The 20,901-nt window shown below is 70.0% G+C and carries 16 protein-coding genes; 5 read left to right on the top strand and 11 right to left on the bottom strand.

Features of this window, described 5'->3' with window-relative positions:
• Window positions 1-192: 192 nt before the first annotated feature.
• Together CFP71_RS39655 and CFP71_RS39650 are read right to left on the bottom strand one after the other, a co-directional pair.
• Entirely contained in the window at window positions 193-600 is a 408-nt protein-coding gene (locus CFP71_RS39655) for a hypothetical protein (protein WP_093939032.1), read from the bottom strand.
• Between the two features lie 125 nt (window positions 601-725).
• Window positions 726-1,802, bottom strand: a complete 1,077-nt coding sequence (locus CFP71_RS39650; RefSeq protein WP_093939029.1) for a potassium channel family protein — start codon at window positions 1,800-1,802, stop codon at window positions 726-728.
• Between the two features lie 88 nt (window positions 1,803-1,890).
• Between CFP71_RS39650 and CFP71_RS39645 the strand changes: the two genes are divergently transcribed.
• Window positions 1,891-2,277, top strand: a complete 387-nt coding sequence (locus tag CFP71_RS39645; protein WP_093939028.1) for a DoxX family protein — start codon at window positions 1,891-1,893, stop codon at window positions 2,275-2,277.
• A 68-nt stretch (window positions 2,278-2,345) separates the two neighbouring features.
• Here the strand turns inward: CFP71_RS39645 and CFP71_RS39640 are convergent, their stop codons facing one another.
• Complete coding sequence (locus tag CFP71_RS39640; protein ID WP_093939027.1) at window positions 2,346-5,606, bottom strand: ATP-dependent helicase; 3,261 nt, start codon at window positions 5,604-5,606, stop codon at window positions 2,346-2,348.
• Window positions 5,603-8,818 carry an ATP-dependent helicase gene (locus tag CFP71_RS39635; RefSeq protein ID WP_208636146.1) on the bottom strand — a complete coding sequence of 1,072 codons (3,216 nt, stop codon included), beginning with the start codon at window positions 8,816-8,818 and terminating at the stop codon, window positions 5,603-5,605. Before CFP71_RS39635 ends, CFP71_RS39640 begins: the two co-directional genes overlap by 4 nt.
• Before the next feature lie 54 nt (window positions 8,819-8,872).
• Here CFP71_RS39635 and CFP71_RS39630 point away from each other — a divergent pair, with 54 nt between their 5' ends.
• Window positions 8,873-9,196, top strand: coding sequence for an MGMT family protein (locus tag CFP71_RS39630; RefSeq protein WP_093939026.1), 324 nt, complete (start codon window positions 8,873-8,875; stop codon window positions 9,194-9,196).
• A 14-nt stretch (window positions 9,197-9,210) separates the two neighbouring features.
• Window positions 9,211-10,041 (top strand): siderophore-interacting protein, encoded by an 831-nt coding sequence (locus CFP71_RS39625; RefSeq protein ID WP_093939025.1) that lies wholly within the window; start codon window positions 9,211-9,213, stop codon window positions 10,039-10,041.
• A 697-nt stretch (window positions 10,042-10,738) separates the two neighbouring features.
• Here CFP71_RS39625 and CFP71_RS39620 read toward each other — a convergent pair.
• The 3 genes from CFP71_RS39620 to CFP71_RS39610 are packed head-to-tail and all read right to left on the bottom strand — an operon-like array spanning window position 10,739 to window position 13,854.
• Window positions 10,739-12,028, bottom strand: a complete 1,290-nt coding sequence (locus CFP71_RS39620) for a sensor histidine kinase (RefSeq protein WP_093939024.1) — start codon at window positions 12,026-12,028, stop codon at window positions 10,739-10,741.
• 55 nt (window positions 12,029-12,083) lie between these two features.
• Window positions 12,084-12,893, bottom strand: coding sequence for a uroporphyrinogen-III synthase (locus CFP71_RS39615; protein ID WP_093939023.1), 810 nt, complete (start codon window positions 12,891-12,893; stop codon window positions 12,084-12,086).
• Window positions 12,886-13,854: a helix-turn-helix transcriptional regulator gene (locus CFP71_RS39610; protein ID WP_093939022.1), complete on the bottom strand. Its 969-nt coding sequence runs from the start codon at window positions 13,852-13,854 to the stop codon at window positions 12,886-12,888. Before CFP71_RS39610 ends, CFP71_RS39615 begins: the two co-directional genes overlap by 8 nt.
• 60 nt (window positions 13,855-13,914) lie before the next feature.
• On the opposite strand from CFP71_RS39610, the gene CFP71_RS39605 reads away from it, so the two are divergent.
• A complete protein-coding gene (locus CFP71_RS39605; RefSeq protein WP_093939021.1) occupies window positions 13,915-14,310 on the top strand; it encodes a DUF3224 domain-containing protein in 396 nt (131 codons plus the stop codon).
• A gap of 9 nt (window positions 14,311-14,319) precedes the next feature.
• The gene (locus tag CFP71_RS39600; protein WP_093939020.1) at window positions 14,320-15,438 is read left to right on the top strand and encodes a DNA glycosylase AlkZ-like family protein; all 1,119 of its coding nucleotides are present in this window, start codon (window positions 14,320-14,322) and stop codon (window positions 15,436-15,438) included.
• A gap of 74 nt (window positions 15,439-15,512) precedes the next feature.
• On the opposite strand, the gene CFP71_RS39595 is transcribed toward CFP71_RS39600, so the two are convergent.
• Genes CFP71_RS39595 through CFP71_RS39580 form a run of 4 tightly spaced genes read right to left on the bottom strand, consistent with a single transcriptional unit; the run spans window position 15,513 to window position 20,819 of the window.
• Window positions 15,513-16,616 carry a uroporphyrinogen-III synthase gene (locus CFP71_RS39595; protein ID WP_093939019.1) on the bottom strand — a complete coding sequence of 368 codons (1,104 nt, stop codon included), beginning with the start codon at window positions 16,614-16,616 and terminating at the stop codon, window positions 15,513-15,515.
• A complete protein-coding gene (nirD, locus tag CFP71_RS39590; protein WP_093939018.1) occupies window positions 16,613-16,960 on the bottom strand; it encodes a nitrite reductase small subunit NirD in 348 nt (115 codons plus the stop codon). Before nirD ends, CFP71_RS39595 begins: the two co-directional genes overlap by 4 nt.
• Window positions 16,957-19,461, bottom strand: a complete 2,505-nt coding sequence (nirB, locus tag CFP71_RS39585; RefSeq protein WP_093939017.1) for a nitrite reductase large subunit NirB — start codon at window positions 19,459-19,461, stop codon at window positions 16,957-16,959. The genes nirD and nirB overlap by 4 nt, the downstream gene beginning before the upstream one ends.
• Complete coding sequence (locus CFP71_RS39580; RefSeq protein ID WP_093939030.1) at window positions 19,461-20,819, bottom strand: nitrate/nitrite transporter; 1,359 nt, start codon at window positions 20,817-20,819, stop codon at window positions 19,461-19,463. Before CFP71_RS39580 ends, nirB begins: the two co-directional genes overlap by 1 nt.
• Window positions 20,820-20,901: the final 82 nt, after the last annotated feature.

Below are 20,901 nucleotides of genomic sequence, written 5' to 3'. Positions count from 1 at the left end.
CGTTCAACGTCCCAATTCCTCCATCGTCGCCCGATACGCCCGGTCTCGGACCTTGATCAATACGCGTCCGCCTGATCACGCGTGTCGTCCGTCTGGTCACGCGTGTCGTCCCGCCAAGCACACGGAACTCAGCGGTGTCGATACCCCGGAGACGGACGGTTCCCACCGTCCTGGCCACTCACCAGGCGCGGATCAGGCCGTCGCCGGGACGCGCGGCCCGCGCAGCACCAGGAAGACGTACATCCCGCCCGCGAAGCAGCTGAACACCAGCAGGGCCAGCCCCAGCGGCCGCCGCGCGTCGCTGGCGCCCGCCGTCGTGTCGACAGCGTGCACCGCGACCCCGTCGCCCGAAGCACCGTCGGGGACGACGACGTCGACGCGTTCACCCTTGCCGTGCCCGCAGCCGTTGAGCGACCCCTCGACCGGCTTGCCGCCGAATTCGAACCTGACCTTCTCGCTGGGACCGCCGCCCGTGCAGGGCGCGGGCTCGACCACCTCGGCCCGCACGGTCGTTCCCTGGGTCTCGTTCGAGATACCGAACAGCCCCGGCCCGGCGAACCAGGCCAGGAAGATCACCAGCAGGCCGGCACCGGCCGCCACGGCCAGGGAGTTCCACCCCGGGGTGAGCCCTCTGGCGGGGTCCGATCGCTTGCGCACGTTCGCCATGCTCCCAGAACCTCGTGGCAAAACACAGCGAGCCCTCTGGCGATAGCAAAGGTCCCTTGCTACCGCTCGATCGTCTCCGCGGCGGTCACCTTCCGGATGTACAGCAGCTTGTCCCCCGGCTCGATCGCGTCCGCCTGCGGAGCGTCCACGCGGTACAGGACGCCGTCGCGGACGACGCCCAGCACGATGTCCGGCAGGTGCCGCGGCGAACCGCCCTCTTCGGACGGTTCCACCGGACGCTCGGCGATCGCGAGGCCGGACTCGGGGGTCAGCAGGTCCTCGACCATGTCGACCACCAGCGGCGTCGACGTCGCCATGCCGAGCAGGCGCCCGGCGGTCTCGCTCGACACCACGACCTGGTTCGCGCCCGACTGCTTGAGCAGGTGGACGTTCTCCGCCTCCCGCACCGAAGCCACGATGTGCGACTTCGGCGCCAGCTCACGCGCGGTCAGCGTGACCAGCACCGCGGTGTCGTCCCGGTTCGGGGCGACGACGACGGCGCGCGCCCGCTGGACACCGGCGACGCGCAGCACGTCGGCGCGGGTGGCCGAGCCGTGCACGGTCACCAGGCCGAGTGACGTGGCCGCTTCGAGGGCCTGCTGGTCGGTGTCGACGACGACGATGTGGTCGGGTTCGACGTTCTCGTCCCCGAGCAGCGCGTTGACCGCCGACCGGCCCTTCGTGCCGAATCCGACGACGACCGTGTGGTCACGCACCTTCGTCCTCCACTTTTGGATCTTGAAAGCCTGACGGGAGCGCTCGGTGAGCACTTCGAGTGTGGTACCGACCAGGACGATGAGGAAGAGCACCCGCAGCGGGGTGATCACCAGGACGTTCACCAGCCGCGCGGACGGCGTCGCGGGCGCGATGTCGCCGTACCCCGTGGTCGACAGCGACACTGTCGCGTAATAGAGGCTGTCGAGGAAGGTCAGGCCGTCGCCGTTGGCGTCGCGGTAGCCGTCTCGGTCGAGGTAGACGATCAGGACGGTCGCGAGCAGGGCGAGCATCGCGCCGATGATCCGCTTGAGGATCGACCGCAGCGGGCTGACCGTCAGTTCCGGCATCCGGATCACGCCGACGAGCTCATGGTCCGGGCGGTCGCTCAGCCTGACCGGGAAACGGCTCAGAACCTTCATCGGCAGGCTCCGGCCTGGTCCGCGTCACTCACGGTCGGGAGGATAGCCGAAGAAGCTTGCGTTCAGCGCGGTATGCGAAGCTCAGGGCATGTCTTCGGATTCCAAGCCGTCTCAGCGGCCCGCCTATTTCCTCGCCGGCCTGCTCGGAGCGGCCGGCGTCCTGCACTTCGTCCAGCCGAAGCCCTTCGACGCGATCATCCCGAAGCAGCTTCCCGGCTCCGCGAGGGCGTGGACCTACGGCTCCGGCGTGGCCGAGCTGGGCGTGGCCGCCGCGGTCGCCGCGCCCAAGACGCGACGTCTCGGCGGGCTCGCGGCCGCGCTGCTGTTCGTCGTGGTCCTGCCGGGGAACGTGAAGATGGCCGTCGACGCCGATCGCCGGAAGGCCCCGAAGCACTGGCGGGCGGCTTTCTGGGCCCGCGTCCCCCTGCAGATCCCGCTGGTGACCTGGGCTCTCAAGGTCCGCGACCGCGCCTAGACCTCACGCGTTTCGTCCTCTGGATGCGGTAGTTGCACGCGCATGGACCGCATTCAGAGGACGAAACGCTAGATCGCCGGGACGCTCCGCAGGAGGTTCCGCAGGCCTTCGGCGTCCAGCAGATCCGCCGGACGGACGGTCTTGTCGTGTTTCACGTAGTGGAACGCCGCCCGCACCTTCTCCACGGGGATGTTCTTCAGCGCCGCCCACGCCAGCCGGTACGCCGCCAGCTGCACGGAAAGGGACTCCAGCCGGTCCTTCTCCGGGACGGAGCCGGTCTTCCAGTCGACGACGGTCCAGCCGCCGTCGGGATCGGCGAACACGGCGTCCATCCGCCCGCGCAGCGTCACGCCCACGACGTCGGCCGAGAACGGGACCTCGACGGCGTGCGGCACCCGGTGCGCCCACTCGCTCTTCTCGAACGCCGTCTGCAACGCCTCCAGCTCCGAATCCGGCGCCTCGTCGACGTCGGCCGCCCCCGGCAGATCGTCGATCTCCAGCAGTTGTTCACCGCCGAACCGCTGCTCCAGCCAGCCGTGGAACGCCGTTCCCCGCCGCGCGTAAGTGTTGGGGCGCACGGGAAGCGGCCGCCGCAGTCGTTTGGCCAGTGCGGCCGGGTCGGCCGACAGCTCGACCAGCTGACTCACCGAAAGATGCGGCGGCAGCACGACCTGCTGCACCCTGTCCCGTGCCCGCGCGCGCTCCTCCAGCAGCACCTTGGTGTCGGAGATCCAGCCGTCCGGATCGTCCTCTTCCTCGGTGTCTTCGGCGTCTGCGGTGTTTTCCATCGCGCCGAGGACCATGTCGACCCCGTTGGTGACGCCCTCGCGCCGCGGCCACAGTGGATCGACCGGCCACCGCGACCGGCGCGAGTCCGCGACCAGCGGGTTCTCCCCGTCGGCCTCGGGCTCGTCGGCCCAGTGCTCGATCCGGCCGACCGAGTTCTCCCGCATCACCTCACCGATTTCGAGGAGGAACTCCGACGGCCCCTTCGGCCGCGCGCTGCTCTCGTTCCACCAATGGCCGGAGATCAGCATCGTGTGCTCGGAGCGGGTCAGCGCGACGTAACAGAGCCGCCGTTCCTCGTCCGCCTCCCGCGCGACGAAGCCCTCTTCGTGCAGCTCCAGTGCTTCCTGGACTTCCTTGCGGTCGTAACCTTCGGCGACCCGCAGCTCCGGCAGGTCCTCCGAGTCACCGCGCAGCGCGGCAGGCAGCGAAGTCGACGTCCGCAGCCACGACGAAGACCGCCGCCGCCCCGGGAAGACCTCCTTGACCAGGTGCGGAATCGCGACGATACGCCACTCCAGCCCCTTGGCCGAATGCACGGTCAGCACCTGGACCCGGTCCGGGACGACCTCCACCTCGCCGGGGGTGAGCCCGTCCTCGGCGTGCGCGGCCGTGTTCAGATAGTCCACAAAGGACAAAAGGGTGGCCGTCGGCGAAGTCTCGGCGAAATCCGTGACGACGTCGGCGAAAGCGTCCAGGTGCGCTCGCCCGGCGGGCCCGGGGCGGGCCAGCGATTCGACGTCGAGCAGCATGGTGCGCTCCACGTCGGCGACCAGTTCCGGCAGCGACTGATCCAGCCGCCGTCGCAACGCGGAAAGCTCCCAGCCAACCCGCTGGATCCGCCGGAACCCCTCGGGTGAATACCGATCCGGCGTCCCGGGATCGTCGATCGCGTCGGCGAGCCCGGCCTGTTCGACCCGCTCGGTCACCAGGACGGGTTCGTCCACATCGGACTTTCCCGACGGTGGAACCGGTGACGAGAGTTCGCCCGCCCGGCGCCACAACGCCGCGAGGTCGGCCGCCGCGATCCGCCAGCGTGCCCCGGTCAGCAACCGGGCGGCCGCGCTGCCCGCGAGCGGATCGGCGAGCACCCGCAACGTGCTGACCAGGTCCGCGACCTCGGGTTCGTCGAGGAGGCCACCGAGTCCGACGACTTCCACCGGCAGCCCGCGCGCCCGCATCTCGGCCGCGATCGGCGCCATGTCGGCGCGACGGCGCACCAAGACCGCGGCCGTCGGCGGTTTTCCGGTCTCTTCCACGGTTTCGAACCAGCGTTTCGCCACCGCGTCGGCCACCCATTCGCGTTCGGCGCGGACGTCCGGCAGCAGCGCGGCGGCGATGTCGGCCGATCCCGCGCCTTCCAGCGCGCGCAGCCGGGCGACGCCGAGACCGCGCTCCCGCAGTGGTTCCGAGATCGCGTTCGCGAGTTCGAGTACCTCCGGCGGGTTGCGGAAACTGGTCAGCAGGCCGAAATCCAGGGCCGGGACGAGCCGTTCGCCGTTGTCCCGAGGGAAGTCCGTGGTGAACCGGGGCAGGTTCGCCGCGCTCGCCCCGCGCCAGCCGTAGATGGCCTGCGCCGGGTCGCCCACCGCCGTCACCGGCATCGGCGGATGTTCGACGCCGCCGAACAACGACCGCAGCAGGATCCGCTGGGCGTGCCCGGTGTCCTGGTATTCGTCGAGCAGGACGGCGCCGTACCGTTCGCGTTCCCCCGCGACCACTGCCGGATAGCTGCTGGCGAGCTGCGCGGCCAGCGACATCTGATCCGCGAAGTCGAGCGCGCCTTCGGCCCTTTTCCGGGTGTGATACGCCTCGACCAGCGGCAGGAGCGCGAGCCGGAACCGTTGCGCCGTCATGACTTCGGCCAGCTTCTGCGGCAATGCCGCGCGCTGCCCCTTGGCCCGCGGCGCCTTCTCGATGACGTCGCACAGCCACGACGTGTATTGCGCCAGCCGTTCGGTCTCGACCAGATGCTCGCCGAGTTCCCCGGCCAGCGCGAGCAACTGCGCCGTCACCGTGGAGGGCACCCGATCGGTGTCGAGATCGTTGTCCCAAGTGGACACCACACGATGCGAGAACTGCCACGAAGACGTCTCCGACAGCAGCCGGACGCCGGGCTGGACCGGCAGCCGCAGCCCGTGTTCGGACAGCAACCGTCCGGCGTACGCGTGATAGGTGAGCACCGTCGGCTCCCCGGCTGTCACCGTCATTCGGAGGTCGCCGGTCGGGTCGATCTTGTCGAGCAGCCCCGATCCGACGAGGCGGCGCAGCCGGGTGCGGACGCGTTCGGCGAGCTGGCGGGCCGCCTTGCGGGTGAAGGTCAGGCCGAGCACGCGTTCCGGCGGAACGACACTGTTGGCCACCAGCCACACCACCCGCGCGGCCATCGTCTCGGTCTTGCCCGCACCCGCGCCGGCGACGACCAGCGACGGTTCGATCGGCGCGGCGATCACCTCGGCCTGCTCGTCGGTCGGGCTGTGCAGGCCGAGCGCGCGGGCGATCTCGCCCGGCTCGACCTGACGGCGCTGGAGTTCGGAGATCAAGGGCCGGTCACCTGCCTGCCCTCGGGCCGCAGCGGACAGCAACCCCTCGCCGGGCAACGATCACAGTCCGGGTTCTCGGTGACCCCGTACTCCGGGCCCGCGGCGGATCCGGCCGCCGAACGCACCAGTTCGAGCCATTGCTTGCCGCCGTCCTCGTCAAGCGGCGCCTGCTCACGCTGGGTCGATCCGGTCTTGTTGTTGGATTTCGCGACGTAGACCAGCCGCGCGCCACCGGGTTTCGAACCGCCCTCGACGGCACCGAGCAGCACGGCGAGCTGATACGCGGCCAGCTGCGGATGCTGTTCGGCGTCGTTGGCGGAGATCGGGACCTTGCCGGTCTTGATGTCGATGACGACCGGTCGGCCGTCCTTGTCCATCTCGACGCGGTCGACCCGGCCGCGCAAGAGCACCCGGACGTCGTCATCCCCGACGGGCAGCTCGACCTCGATGTCCTGCTCGACCCCGGCCTCGATCAGCTCCTTGCGGCTGGATTCCAGCCAGGAGATGAAGTTCCGCAGCATCTGCTCGACCCGCGACCGCTCGCGCCGGGAAAACCACGGCGCCCCCGCGTCGACCCGCACCCACGCCTCGTCGAGGGCGGCACGGATCTGCTCGTCGCTGCTGCCGCCCGCGACGGCCTGCGCGAGCCCGTGCACCAGGGTGCCGGTGACGGCCGCGAGCTGCGCCGGGTCACTGCCGCCGTGGCGTTCGATCAGCCACCGCAGGGGGCATTTGACCAGAACCTCCACTGTGGACGGTGAAATCCGGATCAGGTCGCCCGGCCCGTGCACGGGTTCGGCGGTGGAGGGCTCCAGCAGGCCGTACCAGGTGCCCGGATGCGCGCCTGGTACACCGGCGGCGGCCAGTTTCGCGAGCTGCCGCGCCGCCCGCTGCCGTCTTTCGGGGTCGCTCGACTCGTCGCAGACCACCTCGCGCAGTTCGCCGACGAGTTCGGCGAGCACCAGCGACCGGCCCGCCGGTTTCATCCGCGAGTCGAGGCCGCCGTCGTCCGCGCCGTTCTCCTCCAGGTCGTCGATGAACCGCGAGGGCTGCTCATCCTCCCCCGCGACCGCGCTGACCAGCAGGATCTTCCGCGCCCGGCTCGCCGCGAGGTAGAACAGCCGCCGCTCCTCGGCGAGGATCGGCGCGGTGGCGGACACCTTTTCGTCGTCGACGCCGGACATGAGGTCGACCAGCCGTTCCACGCCGAGCACGGAACCGCGCAGCCGCAGATCCGGCCAGCTGCCCTCCTGGACGCCGGCGATCGACACGACGGTCCACTCGCGGCCGGCGGACGCGTGCGCGGTGAGCAGCGAGACACCGTCGCTCTTCAAGGCCGCGGGCGCCAGCGTGTCACCGGCGATGTTCTGCGAGGACAGGTAATCCGCGAACGAGGCGACACTCGCTCTCGGTAACCTGTCGACATAGCGACCGGCCGCGTCGAACAGCGCGACGATCGCGTCGAGGTCCCGATCCGCCTGCGAACCCAGGGAACCACCGCGATCGACCAGCCGCAGGAAACGCTGCTCCAGTCCGCTGGCCTGCCACATTTCCCACAGCACCTGCTCGACGCCTTCGCCGCGTACGACGGCCTGGTGCGCCGCGTGCAGCAGACCGCCGATCCGGCGCATCGGCTGCGACTCGGCCTCGGCGAGGCCGGTGAGCACATCGTTGGTACGCAAGGCTTCCACCAGCAGCTCATCGCTGGAGCGCTGTCCGCCGCCGGCGAGTTCCAGCCGACGCAGACCGCGACGCAGCCTTCGCAGGGCGAGCGGATCCGCGCCGCCCAGCGGCGAAGACAGCAGCATTTCGGCGAGGTCGACGTCCAGTAGTTCCGGATCGGCGGCGAGCCGCAGCATCGCCAGCAGCGGCCGGACGGCGGGTTGTTTCGCGAGCGGCAGTTCCTCGGTGGCCGAGCCGATCGGTACCCCGGCGGCTCGCAAAGCGCGTTGCAGGACAAGGAAAGTACGGGCGGGCGAGCGGACGAGGACCGCCATCTCCGACCACGGCACGCCGTCGACGAGATGCGCGCGGCGGAGCTGATCGGCGATCCAGCTCGCTTCGGAGGCCGGTGTCGGCATAAGGCGGACACGGACGGCGCCGCCCTCGGCGTCCGGCGCGTCGACGAGCTTGCGCTGCGGCGACGCGCCGGGCAGCACGGAGCCGAGCTTCGTGACCGCCGTGCGGATCACCGGGGCGAGCCGGTGCGCGGTGGTCAGCAGTACGGTGCGATCGCCGTCTTCGTCCGCGTCGGCGAACAGCCGGGGATCCGCGCCGCGGAAGGAGAACACGGACTGATCAGGGTCGCCCGCGACGACGAACTCGTCGGCCGCGTACCCGATGAGCCGGATGAGCTGGGTCTGCAACGGGTCGAGGTGCTGCGCGTCGTCGACGAACAGGTGCCGGACCCGGCGCTGCTCGCGTTCGCGCAGTTCGGGGTCGTCCTCCAGCGCCAGCAGCGCCGAAGTGACGAGCTCCGCCGCGTCCAGCGCGGGCGCGCTCGCGACGCCGAGCGCGTTGCCGCCCGCGCCCTGCAACAGGGTGACCTCTTCGTACTGGCTCCAGAACCGGCCCGCCGCGATCCACTCGACGCGATCACGCCGCCTGCCGAGTTCGACCAGGTCCTCCGGGCCGAGCCCGCGCTCGGCGGCGCGGAGGAGGAGGTCTCGCAGCTCCTCGGCGAAACCGGGCACGTTCAGCGCGGGCCGCAGCTGCTCCGGCCAGTCGAGCGCGCCCTCCTCCAGGTCTCCGCCGAGCAGGTCGCGGACGACGACGTCCTGCTCCGCCCCGGCCAGCAGCCGGGGCGGCGGCAGCTCGTCGGCCTGCGCCTCCATGCGCAACAGCGCGTACGCGTACGAATGCACCGTGCGCACGAGCGGCTCGCGGATCGTGCGCGGCAGCGGATCCTCTTCCGGATCCGTGGTGAGCCGATGGGTGATGTCGGCGCGCAGGACCTCGGCGGCCTTGCGGGAGGTGGTCAGGATGAGCACGCTCTCCGGGTTCGCGCCCTCCGCGATGCGCCGCGAAGCCGCCGACGCAAGCAACGCCGTCTTACCCGTTCCCGGGCCGCCGAGGACCCGGCGGAAGCCGTCCGGGGCGGCCAGCAGGCGGCGGGCGCCGGCGTCCCACTGGAAGGACGGCGTGCCGGTGACCGGCGTGCGGACCAGCCGCGCGTCGGTTCCTGCCGCTGTTCGCCGCCCGTTCACGCCCACGATGGAACCACGCCCCGCCGACACAACCTCGCAGCGGCACGGCAAAGTGGTCCCATGGATGACGAACTGCACGAGCGGGTGCGCGAGGTCATCGCGAGCGTGCCCGCCGGCTCGGTCGCGACTTATGGGGATATAGCGTCGGTTTCGGGAGCGCCGTCACCGCGGCTGATCGGTCGGATCCTCAGCGAGGACGGCCACGATCTACCCTGGCACCGCATTCTGCGCGCCGACGGGACCCCGGCTCCGCATCTACTCGACGAGCAGCTGCAACGACTGCGCGAGGAGGGCGTCGTTCCCGACGGCCAGCGCGTCGACCTGCGAAAATACCGGTGGCAGCGTGATCCCGATGACGACGCTGGCTTTGGCGGACTTTTTTAGGTTAGCCTCGCCTAATGAGTTACATCGAGGCGAAGGTGACCGGCGTTCGGCGGCTCACCCCGCATATGAGCAGGGTGACCTTCTCCGGGGCGTCGCTGGTGGACCAGGCGCCCGATCAGTACCTGAAGGTGTTCTTCCCGCAGCCCGGCCAGTCGGAGCCCGTGCTGCCCGCGCCACTGAGCGGGGACGAGGTGTACTCCTGGTACCGGACCTACCTCGCGATGCCGGACGACGTCCGCCCGCCGATGCGCACCTACACCGTGCGCGCGCTACGGCCGTCGGTGCAGGAGGTCGACATCGACTTCGTGCTGCACGGCGACGAAGGCCCCGCTTCGGCGTGGGCTTCGGGCGCTTCGGAGGGTGACAAGGTCGCTTTCCTCGGACCGCACGGGCTCTACGACGTGCCCGAGGGGACGAACTGGCAGCTGCTGATCGGCGACGAGACCGCGATCCCGGCGATCGGCGCGATCGTCGAGGCGCTGCCCGCCGGAACGCGGGCGCTCGTCTACGTCGAGATCGGCGACCGGGAGGACCGTCAGGTCTTCGAAACGCAGGGGACCGTGGAGCTGCACTGGGTGGTGCGCGGTTCTCAGCCGATCGGTGAGGCCGTTTTGGACGCCGTCCGGAAGGCGGAACTGCCAGGCGGGACGGCCTACGCGTGGATCTCCGGCGAGGCGAACATGGTGAAACTGGCGCGGCGGCACCTCGTGCGGGAGCGCGGGATCGACAAGCGGGCGATCTGCTTCACCGGATACTGGCGGCAGGGCATGAGCGAAGAGGCCGCTGGGCGGGAAGCGATGCGGCAGGCGGAGGCGGGCGAGGCTCCGGCCTCCGATGACGACTGAAGCTTCCTTCGCGCTCGCTGTGTCATGAAAGGGGCTTTCAGGACGTTTTTTGTCCTGAAAGCCCCTTTCATGACATCCCTGCCGTCCGAGCCCAGGCCCCGGCCCCCGCCGTCCGCGCCCTGGCCTGCCCCGACCTCGCGCGTGTCCGAAGGGGTCCCCTCATGACATCCCTGCCGCCTTGCCTCCCTGCCACCCTGCCGTCCTTGCCATCCCTGCCGTCCCTGCCGTCCGCGCCCAGGCCCCGGCCTGCCCCGGCCACCGCGCGTGTCCGAAGGGGTCCCCTCAAGACACTTTTCGTCCTAAGGGGTCCCCTCATGACATCGCGACCAGACGCGAAGCCGCCTCGCCGACGCCAGGAAAGGACCTTTCCTGACGCGCGTGTCCGTGAAGGCCTCCTTACCTACCCTCAAGGTAGTGAAGGAGGCCTTCACGGACTCTGGGTTCCTCAAGGCGACCTTCACGGACCCTCGCCACACCCCAAACGCCGTAAGAACCCCAGTGACCCCACACGCCACAGCGGGCGCGCGTGAAGGCCCCTTCCCTCGGCTCAGCCGAGGAACTCGCCCTTCACAGCGGCCCCAAGTACATGAAGGGGTCCTTCACGGAGCCAGGCGCAAGCAAGGGGACCTTCATGTACTTCGCCGCACCAAGCACCAGGCACCAGGCGCCAAGAGAAGCCAAAGCACCAGAAAAAGCCTCAGTGCGGCACCCAGAGCGTCACCCGCGTCCCCCGCCCCGGATGCGAATCGATCGTCCCCCGCCCGCCGACCTCCGCCAGCCGCGCCATGATCGACTGGCTGATCCCGAATCCCGGCGGCCGCTCCAGCATGCTGAAGCCCGTCCCCTGATCCCGCGCGATGACCGCGATGCCACCGTCGCTCTCTTCGACGCGAAGCACGACCTGTTTCGTCCCAGCGTGCTTCACGGTGTTTCGGAGCGCTTCGCGGACGGCGTCGCGGATGGCGGTCCGGCGAGCGTGCGAGAGGCGGTAGTCCTCTTCGGTCTCGGCCGCGACGAGCTGGGTGCGGAGACCGTCGCGCGCCATCTCGGTGGCGACTTCGGCGAGGTCCGCCGTGAGACCACGGGGCGACGGCGCGTCCGGGCCGACCAGTTCGCGACGGAGTTCGACGGCTTGCGCCCGCGCCGCCGCGCGCAATTCCGCGAGCCGTTCCGCGGCGGCGGAATCGTCGTCCGGCGCCTCCAGGCCCATCGCTTCCAGCGCCTGGAGCACGGAGTCGTGCATGACCCGTTGAGTCCGCAGGCGTTCGGCGCGCTGGCCCCGGCGCATCCCGATCCCCAGCGCGAACCGGGTCCCGACGCCGAGCAGGATCAGGATCCCGGCCGTGGTCACCATCGCCACCACGAGCGCGATCATGCAGCCCACCGACCGGCTCACCGCGAGCGGATGATCGAGCGGGAGCCCGCCGATCCAGGTCAGGAACGCCCGGAACGGGAAGGCCCCGATCAGCAACACGAGCGTGGCGGGCAGCCCGAACGACAGCGTCCACAACGCCACCGTCCCGACCAGCCACGTCCACGCGACGTCGATGGCGAACGGCTGGATCTCGGTCGGCGCGGCCACGGCCACGACCGTCGTGAGCAGCACGCCCACCGCGAGATCCGCGTACATCAGCCGCCCGGACGTCTTCGCCCGGATCCCGCGGCCCCGCACCACCCACCAGACCGCGACGACGTTGAGCAGCACCGCCAAGATCGTCGTGCTCAGCACCGGGACGATCCCCGCCGACCCGTTCGAGACCGCGAAACCTATGTACACCTTGGGAAAAGCGGCGACGCGGTAGAAGATCGGACCCAGCGCGGAATAGCGGATCGCGCGCATGAGCATCGAATCCGCTGAGTCTTCGCGATAGCGCCAGTCCGGAACGGAGTCGGGATCGGGTGCTTCGTCGGCCGGGCTGGCGCCCAGCACCGAAGATCCCTTTCGCAACATCGCGCGCACGAAGGTGACCGATTGAGACTCGGACATCCGCCGCCCTCCCGTGCGTCCGATGCGTCGAGATTGGCAAAGCGGGCTGACCGCGTCAAGACGGCCGAATGCGCAGTTCCGCGACGAGAAGTTTCACCAACGCGCCGAGTCGCTGACGATCGGGCTGGACGGTCGGTACGCCGGCGGCCTCCAGCGGCGCCGCCGTCACCGGTCCGACGCACGCGCACAGCACCGGACCTCGCAAAGCGCCGAGAAGCTCTTCACGACGTGGTCCCGCCAGCGCCAGCAGATTCGCCGCCGCCGGCGCGGAAGTGAAGGCCATGGCACGCACCCGTCCAGCGATCACACTTTCGACGAGCTCGTGCACAGGTTCGACGTCGACGGGCGAAAGCCAGCGGTACGGCTGTGCCTGGACGACGTCCGCGCCCGCGTCCCGCAGCATTCCGGTGAGTTCGGGAAGCAGGGTTCCGTGCAGCTGGACGGCGACCCGTTCCCCGCGGACCCCGGCGTCGCGCAGTCCCTCGAACAGTTCCGCGTTGCTCTCCTCGGGCGCGGAGAATTCCTCGCGCAGCCCCTCGCCGCGTACGGCGCCGGCCGCTTTCGGGCCGCGCACGAAGATCCGCGACGCCGCCAGCCGTTCCAGCAGCGGTTCGCGCAGCCCCCAGCCTTCGGCCGCCGAAAGCCAGCCGCGGAACCCGGCGCCGGTGGTGACGGCGGTGAAGCCGACCGGTCCGGCCAGCACGGCGTCGGTCGCCGCCCGGAGTTCGGCGTCGTCGGGCAACGGGACGATGCGGATGGTGGGCGCGTGCAGCACGGTCGCGCCATGTCGTTCGAGTGCTCCGATGAAGTCTTCGGCCCGCCGCTCGGCGGTGATGCCGATCGTGACGCCGTCCAGGTCAGCCATAAAGCGCGCCCATCTTCCTGATCTCCTCCGCCAGCCGCTCGCGCAGATCCGCCGGTTCGAGCACTTCGAGGTTCCCGCCGAAGCGCAGCAGTTCGCCGACGGCCGATTCTCCCGGTTCCACCGGCAGTTCCATCGTCAGCCAGTCGTTCTCGTCCGGCTCGGCGGCCGTTTCCCGCAACGCCCGCGCCCCGACGGCCCCGAGGTAGAAGGGAAGCAGTACCCGGGCGAACCCGTTCAGCCGGACCACCGCCATCCGCGCGTACATCCGCTTCTCGAACTGCTCGGACCACTCCTGCCAATACCGCGCGAGGTCGAAGTCCGACGGCCGTTCGAAGGTTTCGCCGAGATCTTCGAGCTCCTCGATCCGGGAGACCCGGTACGTCCGATCGGTCCCGTCGCACCGCGCCGCGAGGTACCAGTTCCCCGCCTTGAGGATCAGGCCCAGCGGATCGAGGACGCGCTCGACCTTCCGCTGTCCCCAGCGTTCGTACCGGACCTTGATCCGCCGCCCGCGCCAGACCGCGTCGGCCAGTTCGGACAGCCGCGGCAGGCTTTCGATCCCGCGGTGCCAGCCCGGGACGTCCAGATAGAACCGCTCGGAGATCTTGCTCGCCCCCGCGCGCAGCTCCGCGGGCATGGCCGCGTGCAGTTTGAGCTGCGCGGCGGCGAGGACCGTGCCGAGCCCGAGTTCGGAGGCCGCGCCCGGCAGACCCGCCAGCGAAAGCGATTGCGCCTCTTCCTCGGTCAGCCCGGTCAGCCGGGTCCGATAGCCGTCGACCAGCTGATATCCGCCCGTGCGCCCGCGATCGGCGTACACCGGGACACCGGCCGCGGACAGCGCCTCGACGTCGCGGTAGACCGTCCGGACCGACACCTCCAGCTCGGCCGCCAGCTCCTCGGCCGTCATCCGGCCGCGGTTCTGCAGCAGGAGGAGGACCGACAGCAGTCTGCTAGCGCGCATGAAATCAGTATCCTCGAAAACCTGACACAACCTGACAGGTATCGCTGCCAGGGTGAACCCATGAACACTTTCGCCGTGAAGAACTGGGAAGAAGCCGTCGTCAGCGGCACCGACGGCGGGCCGCGGGTGGCCCACGCGCACGCCACGTTCGGCTACAACGGGTTGATCGAAGGCGAGTCCGTCCTCGACTACCTGCTGTACTACGCGGGTGAGGGCTACGACGGCGAAGGCACGACGGCCGCGGGCTTCGAGCGTTTCGAGGGCAGTGTGGACGGGCGTAAGGGAAGCTTCGTGATCAAGCACGACTGCGGTTTCGACGCGAAGGGCTTCGCGTCGACCTTCGTGGTCGTCGCGGGCTCCGGAACGGGCGAACTCGCCGGGATCACCGGGACCGGGACCACGACGGGCGCCCTCGGCGAGCCGACGATGTCGTACACGCTCGACTACTCGCTTTAAGGAGGACCTGTGCTCGAGGTCGATCGTGAGCAGGTGCTCGCGTACCGGATCGCCGCTCACGGACTGCACCGGGAGGAGACGGATCCGGCCGCGGCGGCCGTGTTCGACCTCGGGCTGCAGGATTCCGTGCGGGACACCGCGCTGCTGGGTCTCGCCGCCCGGATCGACGGCGCCGTCACACCCGCCGTCTGGGACGACGAGCGTTTCGTGCTCGCGTGGACACATCGCGGCGCCCCGCATTTCCACCGCCGGGCGGACCTCGACGCGATCCGGGCCGCCCTCGTGCCCCTCGACGAGAAGGACGCGATGGCCCGGATCCTCTGGCAGCGAAAGCAGGTCGAGGCCGCGGGGATCTCCGCGACGGACGCGCTGTTCACCGCGGCGAAGGCGATCCGGAAGGTCGTCACCGGCGTGCAGACCAAGGGCGCGGTGAGCGGCGCGGTGACCAAACTGATCCCCGACGGCCTCTCGTACGCCTGCCGCGGCTGCGGGGTCGTGCACATCTACGAGCAGCTGATGCGGGTCGCGTCGATCCACGCCGGGGTCCGGCTGGAGGCGGGCGCGACCCCGGCGACGCTGGCCCCACTGGAAAAACGAAAGCCCATGAAGACCTCGCCGGACGTCAAGGCGGCGGCGCGGGTGATCGAGGGCTACCTGCGGATCAACGGACCGGCCGCCCCCGGCGACGCCGCCGCCTACGCCGGGACGACCCGCGCCGGGGTCGACGCGATGTGGCCGGACGGGCTGGCCGAGGTCCGGGTCGACGGCAAGAAGGCGTTCCTGCCGGAAGACCGGGTGGCGCTGCTGGAGAACCCGCCGGAGCCGGACGTCGTGCGTCTGCTGCCGCCACTGGACCCGTTCGTCCAGGCGCGGGACCGTGCCGTGGTGGTGCCGGACAAGGCCAGGCAGAAGGAGGTCTGGAAGATCCTCGGCAGTCCCGGCGCGCTGCTGGCCGACGGCGAGATCGCCGGCGTCTGGCGGGCCAAGGCGAACGGGAAGAAGCGGCTCGACTTCACCGTGACCCCGTTCGACGCGCTCCGCCCGGCCGCGCGGAAGGTGGCCGAAGAGGAGGCCGCCCGCGTGGCCGCCGCCCGGGAGTTCCCCGACCACCGCGTCAGCTTCTCCTGACTCCCCGCATTTCGTCCTCTGGATGCGGTCCTTGCGCGTGCAACTACCGCATCCAGAGGACGAAACGCGGGAGGTCAGGGGTCGACGGCCAGGCGGTAGCCGCGCTTCACCACCGTCTGGACGAGTTTCGGGGCGCCCAAGGAACTCCGCAGGCGTCCGATGGCGGTCTCGACGGCGTGCTCCTCGCCACCGTCGGGCAACGCGGAGATCAGCTCCCGCCTGGAGAACACCCGGCCCGGGGATTCCGCCAGTGCCCGCAGCATGGCCATCGGCGCGGGCGCGACGTCGCACCACTGCCCGTCGACCAGCGCCGCCTGACCACGCAGCTCGATGCTCCGCCCGCCCGCCGTCAACCGGGGCGATCGGGCTTCGAGCGCCTCGGACACCGTCCGCGCCAGCGCCCCGATCCGCGACCGCGCGGGCTGGACCGTCGGGATCCCGAGCGCGGCCAGCGGCGCCGCCGTGATCGGCCCGACGCAGGCCGCCACGACCCGCTTTTCCAGCGCCCGCAAGACTCCCGGCAGTCGTCCGGTCCGCCTCGCCAGCGCGAGCAGGGACGCGGCGGCGGGCGCGCTGGTGAACGGCAGCGCGTCCACCGAACCGTCGAGGACGGCGTCCAGCAGCCGGTCCAGCGGTCCGGGATCGGCCGGGCCGACCCAGCGGTACACCGGCACCTCGATCACCTCCGCGCCCGCGGCGCGCAGACTGTCCACAAAGTACGGGAGCGGTTCGCCGTGCAGTTGCACCGCGATCCGCTGACCGTCCACACCGGACTCCAAAAGATGCCGCAGCACCTCGGCGTTGCTCTCCGACGCGGGCGAGTAGTCCTCCGAAAGCCCGGCCGCGCGGATCGCGCCCTTGGCCTTCGGGCCACGCGCGAGCAGCGACGACTTCCCCAGCCTGTCCAGCAGCTCCTCCCCCAGCCCCCAGCCTTCGGCGGCCTCGACCCAGCCGCGGAAGCCGATCCCGGTCGTCGCGACGACGGCGTCGACCCGGTCTTCGAGCAGGCGCCGGGTGGCCGCCCGGAGTTCGGTGTCGTCGGCGAGCGGCACAATCCGGATCGCCGGACCGTAGCGCACGGTCGCGCCCTTACGCACGAACAGCGCGCCGAGCTCGTCCGCTCGTCGCGCCGCCGTGATCCCGATGACGAAGCCCGCCAGGGGCAGCACTTCTGTCACGGTGAAGCCTCGACCTCCACCACACCCCCGGTGACCCGAACGCCGTATGCCGCGACCGAAACCCCATCAGCGTCAAGGCATGAGCCGGTCCGCAGGTCGAACCGCTCCTTGTACACCGGCGAAGCCACCACGGGGACGCCACCCGCGTCGCCGACGATCCCGCGCGAAAGCACGGCGGCGCCGCTGATCGGGTCCAGATTGGACAGTGCGTACCACCGGTCACCGGGCAGCCGGAAGATCGCCACCTGCACGCCGTCGTCGAGCAGGGCGGCGACGCCGGACCATTCCGGGACGGCACCGGCCGCGCAGACGGCGGTCCAGGTGCGCTCGATCGAGGTCGTCACTGTTTCACCTCCGGGATGCCCAGCAGCACGGGCACCTTCTGGTCGCGTTCGGTGCGGAACGAGATCGTCGGATCCGGCGTGCCCGGCGCGTTGACGAACGAGCTGAACTTCGCCAGTTTCTCCGGATCCTCCAGCACACCACGCCATTCGTCGGCGTAGTCGCCGACGTGCTTGGCCATCGCCGCGTCGAGGTCTTCGCAGATGCCGAGCTTGTCGTCGACGATCACCGCGCGCAGATGGTCGAGTCCGCCCTCCATCTCCTCGACCCACGGCGCGGTGCGCTGCAGCCGGTCGGCCGTGCGGACGTAGAACATCAGGAACCGGTCGATCGTGCGGATCAGCGTCTCGGTGTCCACTTCGGACACCAGCAGGTCCGCGTGGCGCGGCGTCGCGCCGCCGTTCCCGCCGACGTAAAGGTTCCAGCCCTTGTCGGTGGCGATGATCCCGAAGTCCTTGCTCCGCGCCTCGGCGCATTCCCGCGCGCAGCCCGAAACCGCGGACTTCAGCTTGTGCGGCGAACGCAGGCCGCGATAGCGCAGCTCCAGCTCGATCGCGAGCCCGACGCTGTCCTGCACGCCGTAGCGGCACCACGTCGAACCGACACAGGATTTTACCGTGCGCAACGACTTCCCGTACGCGTGCCCGGACTCGAACCCGGCGTCGACGAGCCGCCGCCAGATCAACGGGAGCTGGTCGACGGTCGCGCCGAACAGGTCGATCCGCTGCCCGCCGGTGATCTTGGTGTACAGCCCGAAATCCATCGCCACCTGCGCGATCACCATGAGCTTCTCCGGGGTGACCTCGCCGCCGGGGATCCGCGGGACCACCGAGTAGGTCCCGTTGCGCTGGAGGTTCGCGAGGAACTTGTCGTTGGTGTCCTGCAAGGTCGCCTGTTCACCGGCGAGGATGTGCCCGTTGCCCAGTGTCGCCAGGATGGACGCGATCGCCGGTTTGCAGATCGCGCAGCCGGTCCCGCTGCCGTAGCGGTCGATCATCTCGCTGAACGTGCTGATCCGGGTGGCTTGAAGGATCTGGAACAGCTCCGCGCGCGACTGCGAGAAGTGCTCGCACAGCGCCTTCGACTGCTCGACACCGCAAGCCGTCAGTAGCTTGCCCAGCAGCGGGACGCAGGATCCGCACGCCGTGCCCGCCCGCGTGCAGCCCTTGATCTTGGCGACCGAATCGCAACCCTCTTCGGTGATCGCGTGCGTGATCGCGCCCTTGGAAACCGCGTTGCAGGAACATATCTGCGCGGCGTCGGGCAGCCCGTCGACGCCGACCGCCGCCCCGCCACCGGCCGGGGCGAGGATCGCGCCCGGTTCGGCGGGCAGCGGCCTGCCGACCATCGCCCGGAGCGTGTTGAACTCGCTCGCGTCGCCGACCAGCACCCCGCCGAGCAACGTCTTCGAATCGTCCGACACGACGAGCTTCTTGTACGTCCCGGCGACGGCGTCGTTGAACGCGACCTCCAGCGCGCCCTCGGTCGCCGCGTGCGCGTCACCGAAACTGGCGACGTCGACACCCATGAGCTTGAGCTTCGTCGACATGTCCGGCTCGGGGAACGTGCCCTCGCCGCCGGTCAGCCGTGCCGCGACGATCTCCGCCATCGCATAGCCGGGCGCCACGATGCCGTACACCTTGCCGTCCACGGCCGCGCATTCGCCGATCGCGTACACCGCCGGATCCGACGTCCGGCAGGTTTCGTCGACCAGGATGCCACCCCGGGCGCCGACTTCCAGCCCGGAGGAGCGGGCGAGGTCGTCGCGCGGCCGGATCCCGGCGGAGAACACGACCAGGTCGACGTCGAGTTCGGTGCCGTTGCCCAGTTTCGCGATGTAGCGAGAGCCGTCCGGCTCGATGGCGTCGGTCGACGTTCCCGTGTGGACGGTCACGTCGAGTTCGGTGATCAGCCGCCGGAGCAGACCGCCGCCGCCCTCGTCGACCTGCAGTGGCATCAGGCGTGGCGCCATCTCGACGACGTGCGGCGAGAGTCCCATGTCCCGCAACGCCTTCGCCGCTTCCAGGCCGAGGAGCCCGCCGCCGATGACGACCGCCGAACGCCGTCCGCGGCCGGGCCGCTGAGCGGCTTCCCGGATGGCGTCGAGATCCTCGATCGTCCGGTAGACGTAACAACCCGGCAGATCGTGCCCCGGCACCGGCGGGACGAACGGCCGCGAACCCGTCGCGAGGACGAGCGTGTCGTACGGCTGCTCATGCCCGGCCTCGGTGACGACGACCTTGCGGTCCCGGTCCACCGAGGCGACCGCGTCACCGAGCCGCAGTTCCACCAGCGGATCGTCCGCGTAGTCCGCACCCTCCAAAGCAAGGGACGCGGGATCCCAGGTGTCCACATAGGACGTCAGGGCGACGCGGTCGTAAGCGGGGCGCGCCTCCTCGGCGAGCACCACGATCTGCCACTCGCCGGCCTTGTCCTCCGCGCGCACGGCTTCCACGAGCCGGTGCGCGACCATGCCGTGTCCGGCTACGACGAGATTCCGCATCAGACCTCCGCTCCGGCGAGCGCCAGACCTCGGGTACTCGCCACCTCCGTCTGCTGTTTGCGCAGGTACACCGCCCAGGTGACGGCGAAGCACAAGCCGTAGAAGACCAGGAAGGCGACGAACGCCGGCACCCCGCTCTTCGTGTCCGCGAACGACTGCCGGAAGGCCAGGTTGATGAACAACCCGCCGAGCGCGCCGATCGCCCCCGCCAGCCCGATCAGCGCGCCGGAAAGCCTGCGGGCCTTGAGCATTTCCAGCGTCTCGTCCGCGCCTTCGCTGATCGCGACCTTCGCCTTGGCGCGGAAGATCGCCGGGATCATCTTGTACGTCGAGCCGTTGCCGATGCCGGTGAGCACGAACAGCACGATGAACGCGACGGTGAACAGCGCCAGCGAGTTCGACGTCGAGGCCAGGATCAGCACCACGGTCGCCGCGGCCATCCCGACGAAGGTCACGAAGGTGATCTTGCCGCCGCCGATCCGGTCGGCCAGCCAGCCGCCGGTCGGCCGCGAGAACGAACCGAGCAGCGGGCCGAGGAAGGTCACCGCGGCCGCCTGCAACGGGGTCCGGCCGAACTGGTTCTGCAGCACCAGGCCGAAGGCGAAGCTGTAGCCGATGAACGAACCGAACGTGCCGACGTAGAGGAACGACATCACCCAGGTGTGCGGATCCTTGACGACCTCGCGCATCGCCTTGGTGTCGCCCTTCATCGAGGCGAGGTTGTCCATGAAGAAGTACGCGCACGTCGCGGCGAGGACGATCAGCGGGAGGTAGATCGCGAGCACCAGCCGGGGCGCGGTCGCGCCGACGGTGCCGATGACCAGCAGGCCGATCAGCTGGATCGCCGCCACCCCGAGGTTCCCGCCGCCCGCGTTGAGGCCGAGCGCCCAGCCCTTGTGCTTCTCCGGGTAGAACGCGTTGATGTTGGTCATCGACGACGCGAAGTTCCCGCCGCCGACCCCGCCGAGCGCGGCGACCAGCAGGAACGTGCCGAGCGAGGTACCCGGCTCCATCACGATCGCCGCGAGGACCGTCGGCGCCAGCAGCAGCATCGCGCTGACGATCGTCCAGTTCCGGCCGCCGAACCTCGCGACGGCGAAGGTGTACAGCGGCCGCATGAACGCGCCGATCAGCGTCGGCGTCGACACGAGCAGGAACTTGTCCGCAGCCGAGAAACCGTACTGCGGCCCCATGAACAGGACCATGACCGACCACAGTGTCCAGACGGAGAAGCCGATGTGCTCGGCCAGGACGGAGAACCAGAGATTCCGCCGGGCGATCCTCTTCCCGGTCTCCTCCCAGAACCGCTCGTCCTCCGGGTCCCAGTGCTCGATCCAGCGTTTACCGCGAGCGGTCATGCGGTCCTCCTCGGTGGTGGAAACGTCCGGGTTCACTGGGCGGCCAGCCATTTCGCGACCCCGCCGACGGCGTCCTTGCAGC

The sequence above is a fragment of the Amycolatopsis thailandensis genome, assembly GCF_002234405.1.
Lineage (GTDB): Bacteria > Actinomycetota > Actinomycetes > Mycobacteriales > Pseudonocardiaceae > Amycolatopsis > Amycolatopsis thailandensis.
This window is presented reverse-complemented; position numbering and strand designations above follow the sequence as displayed.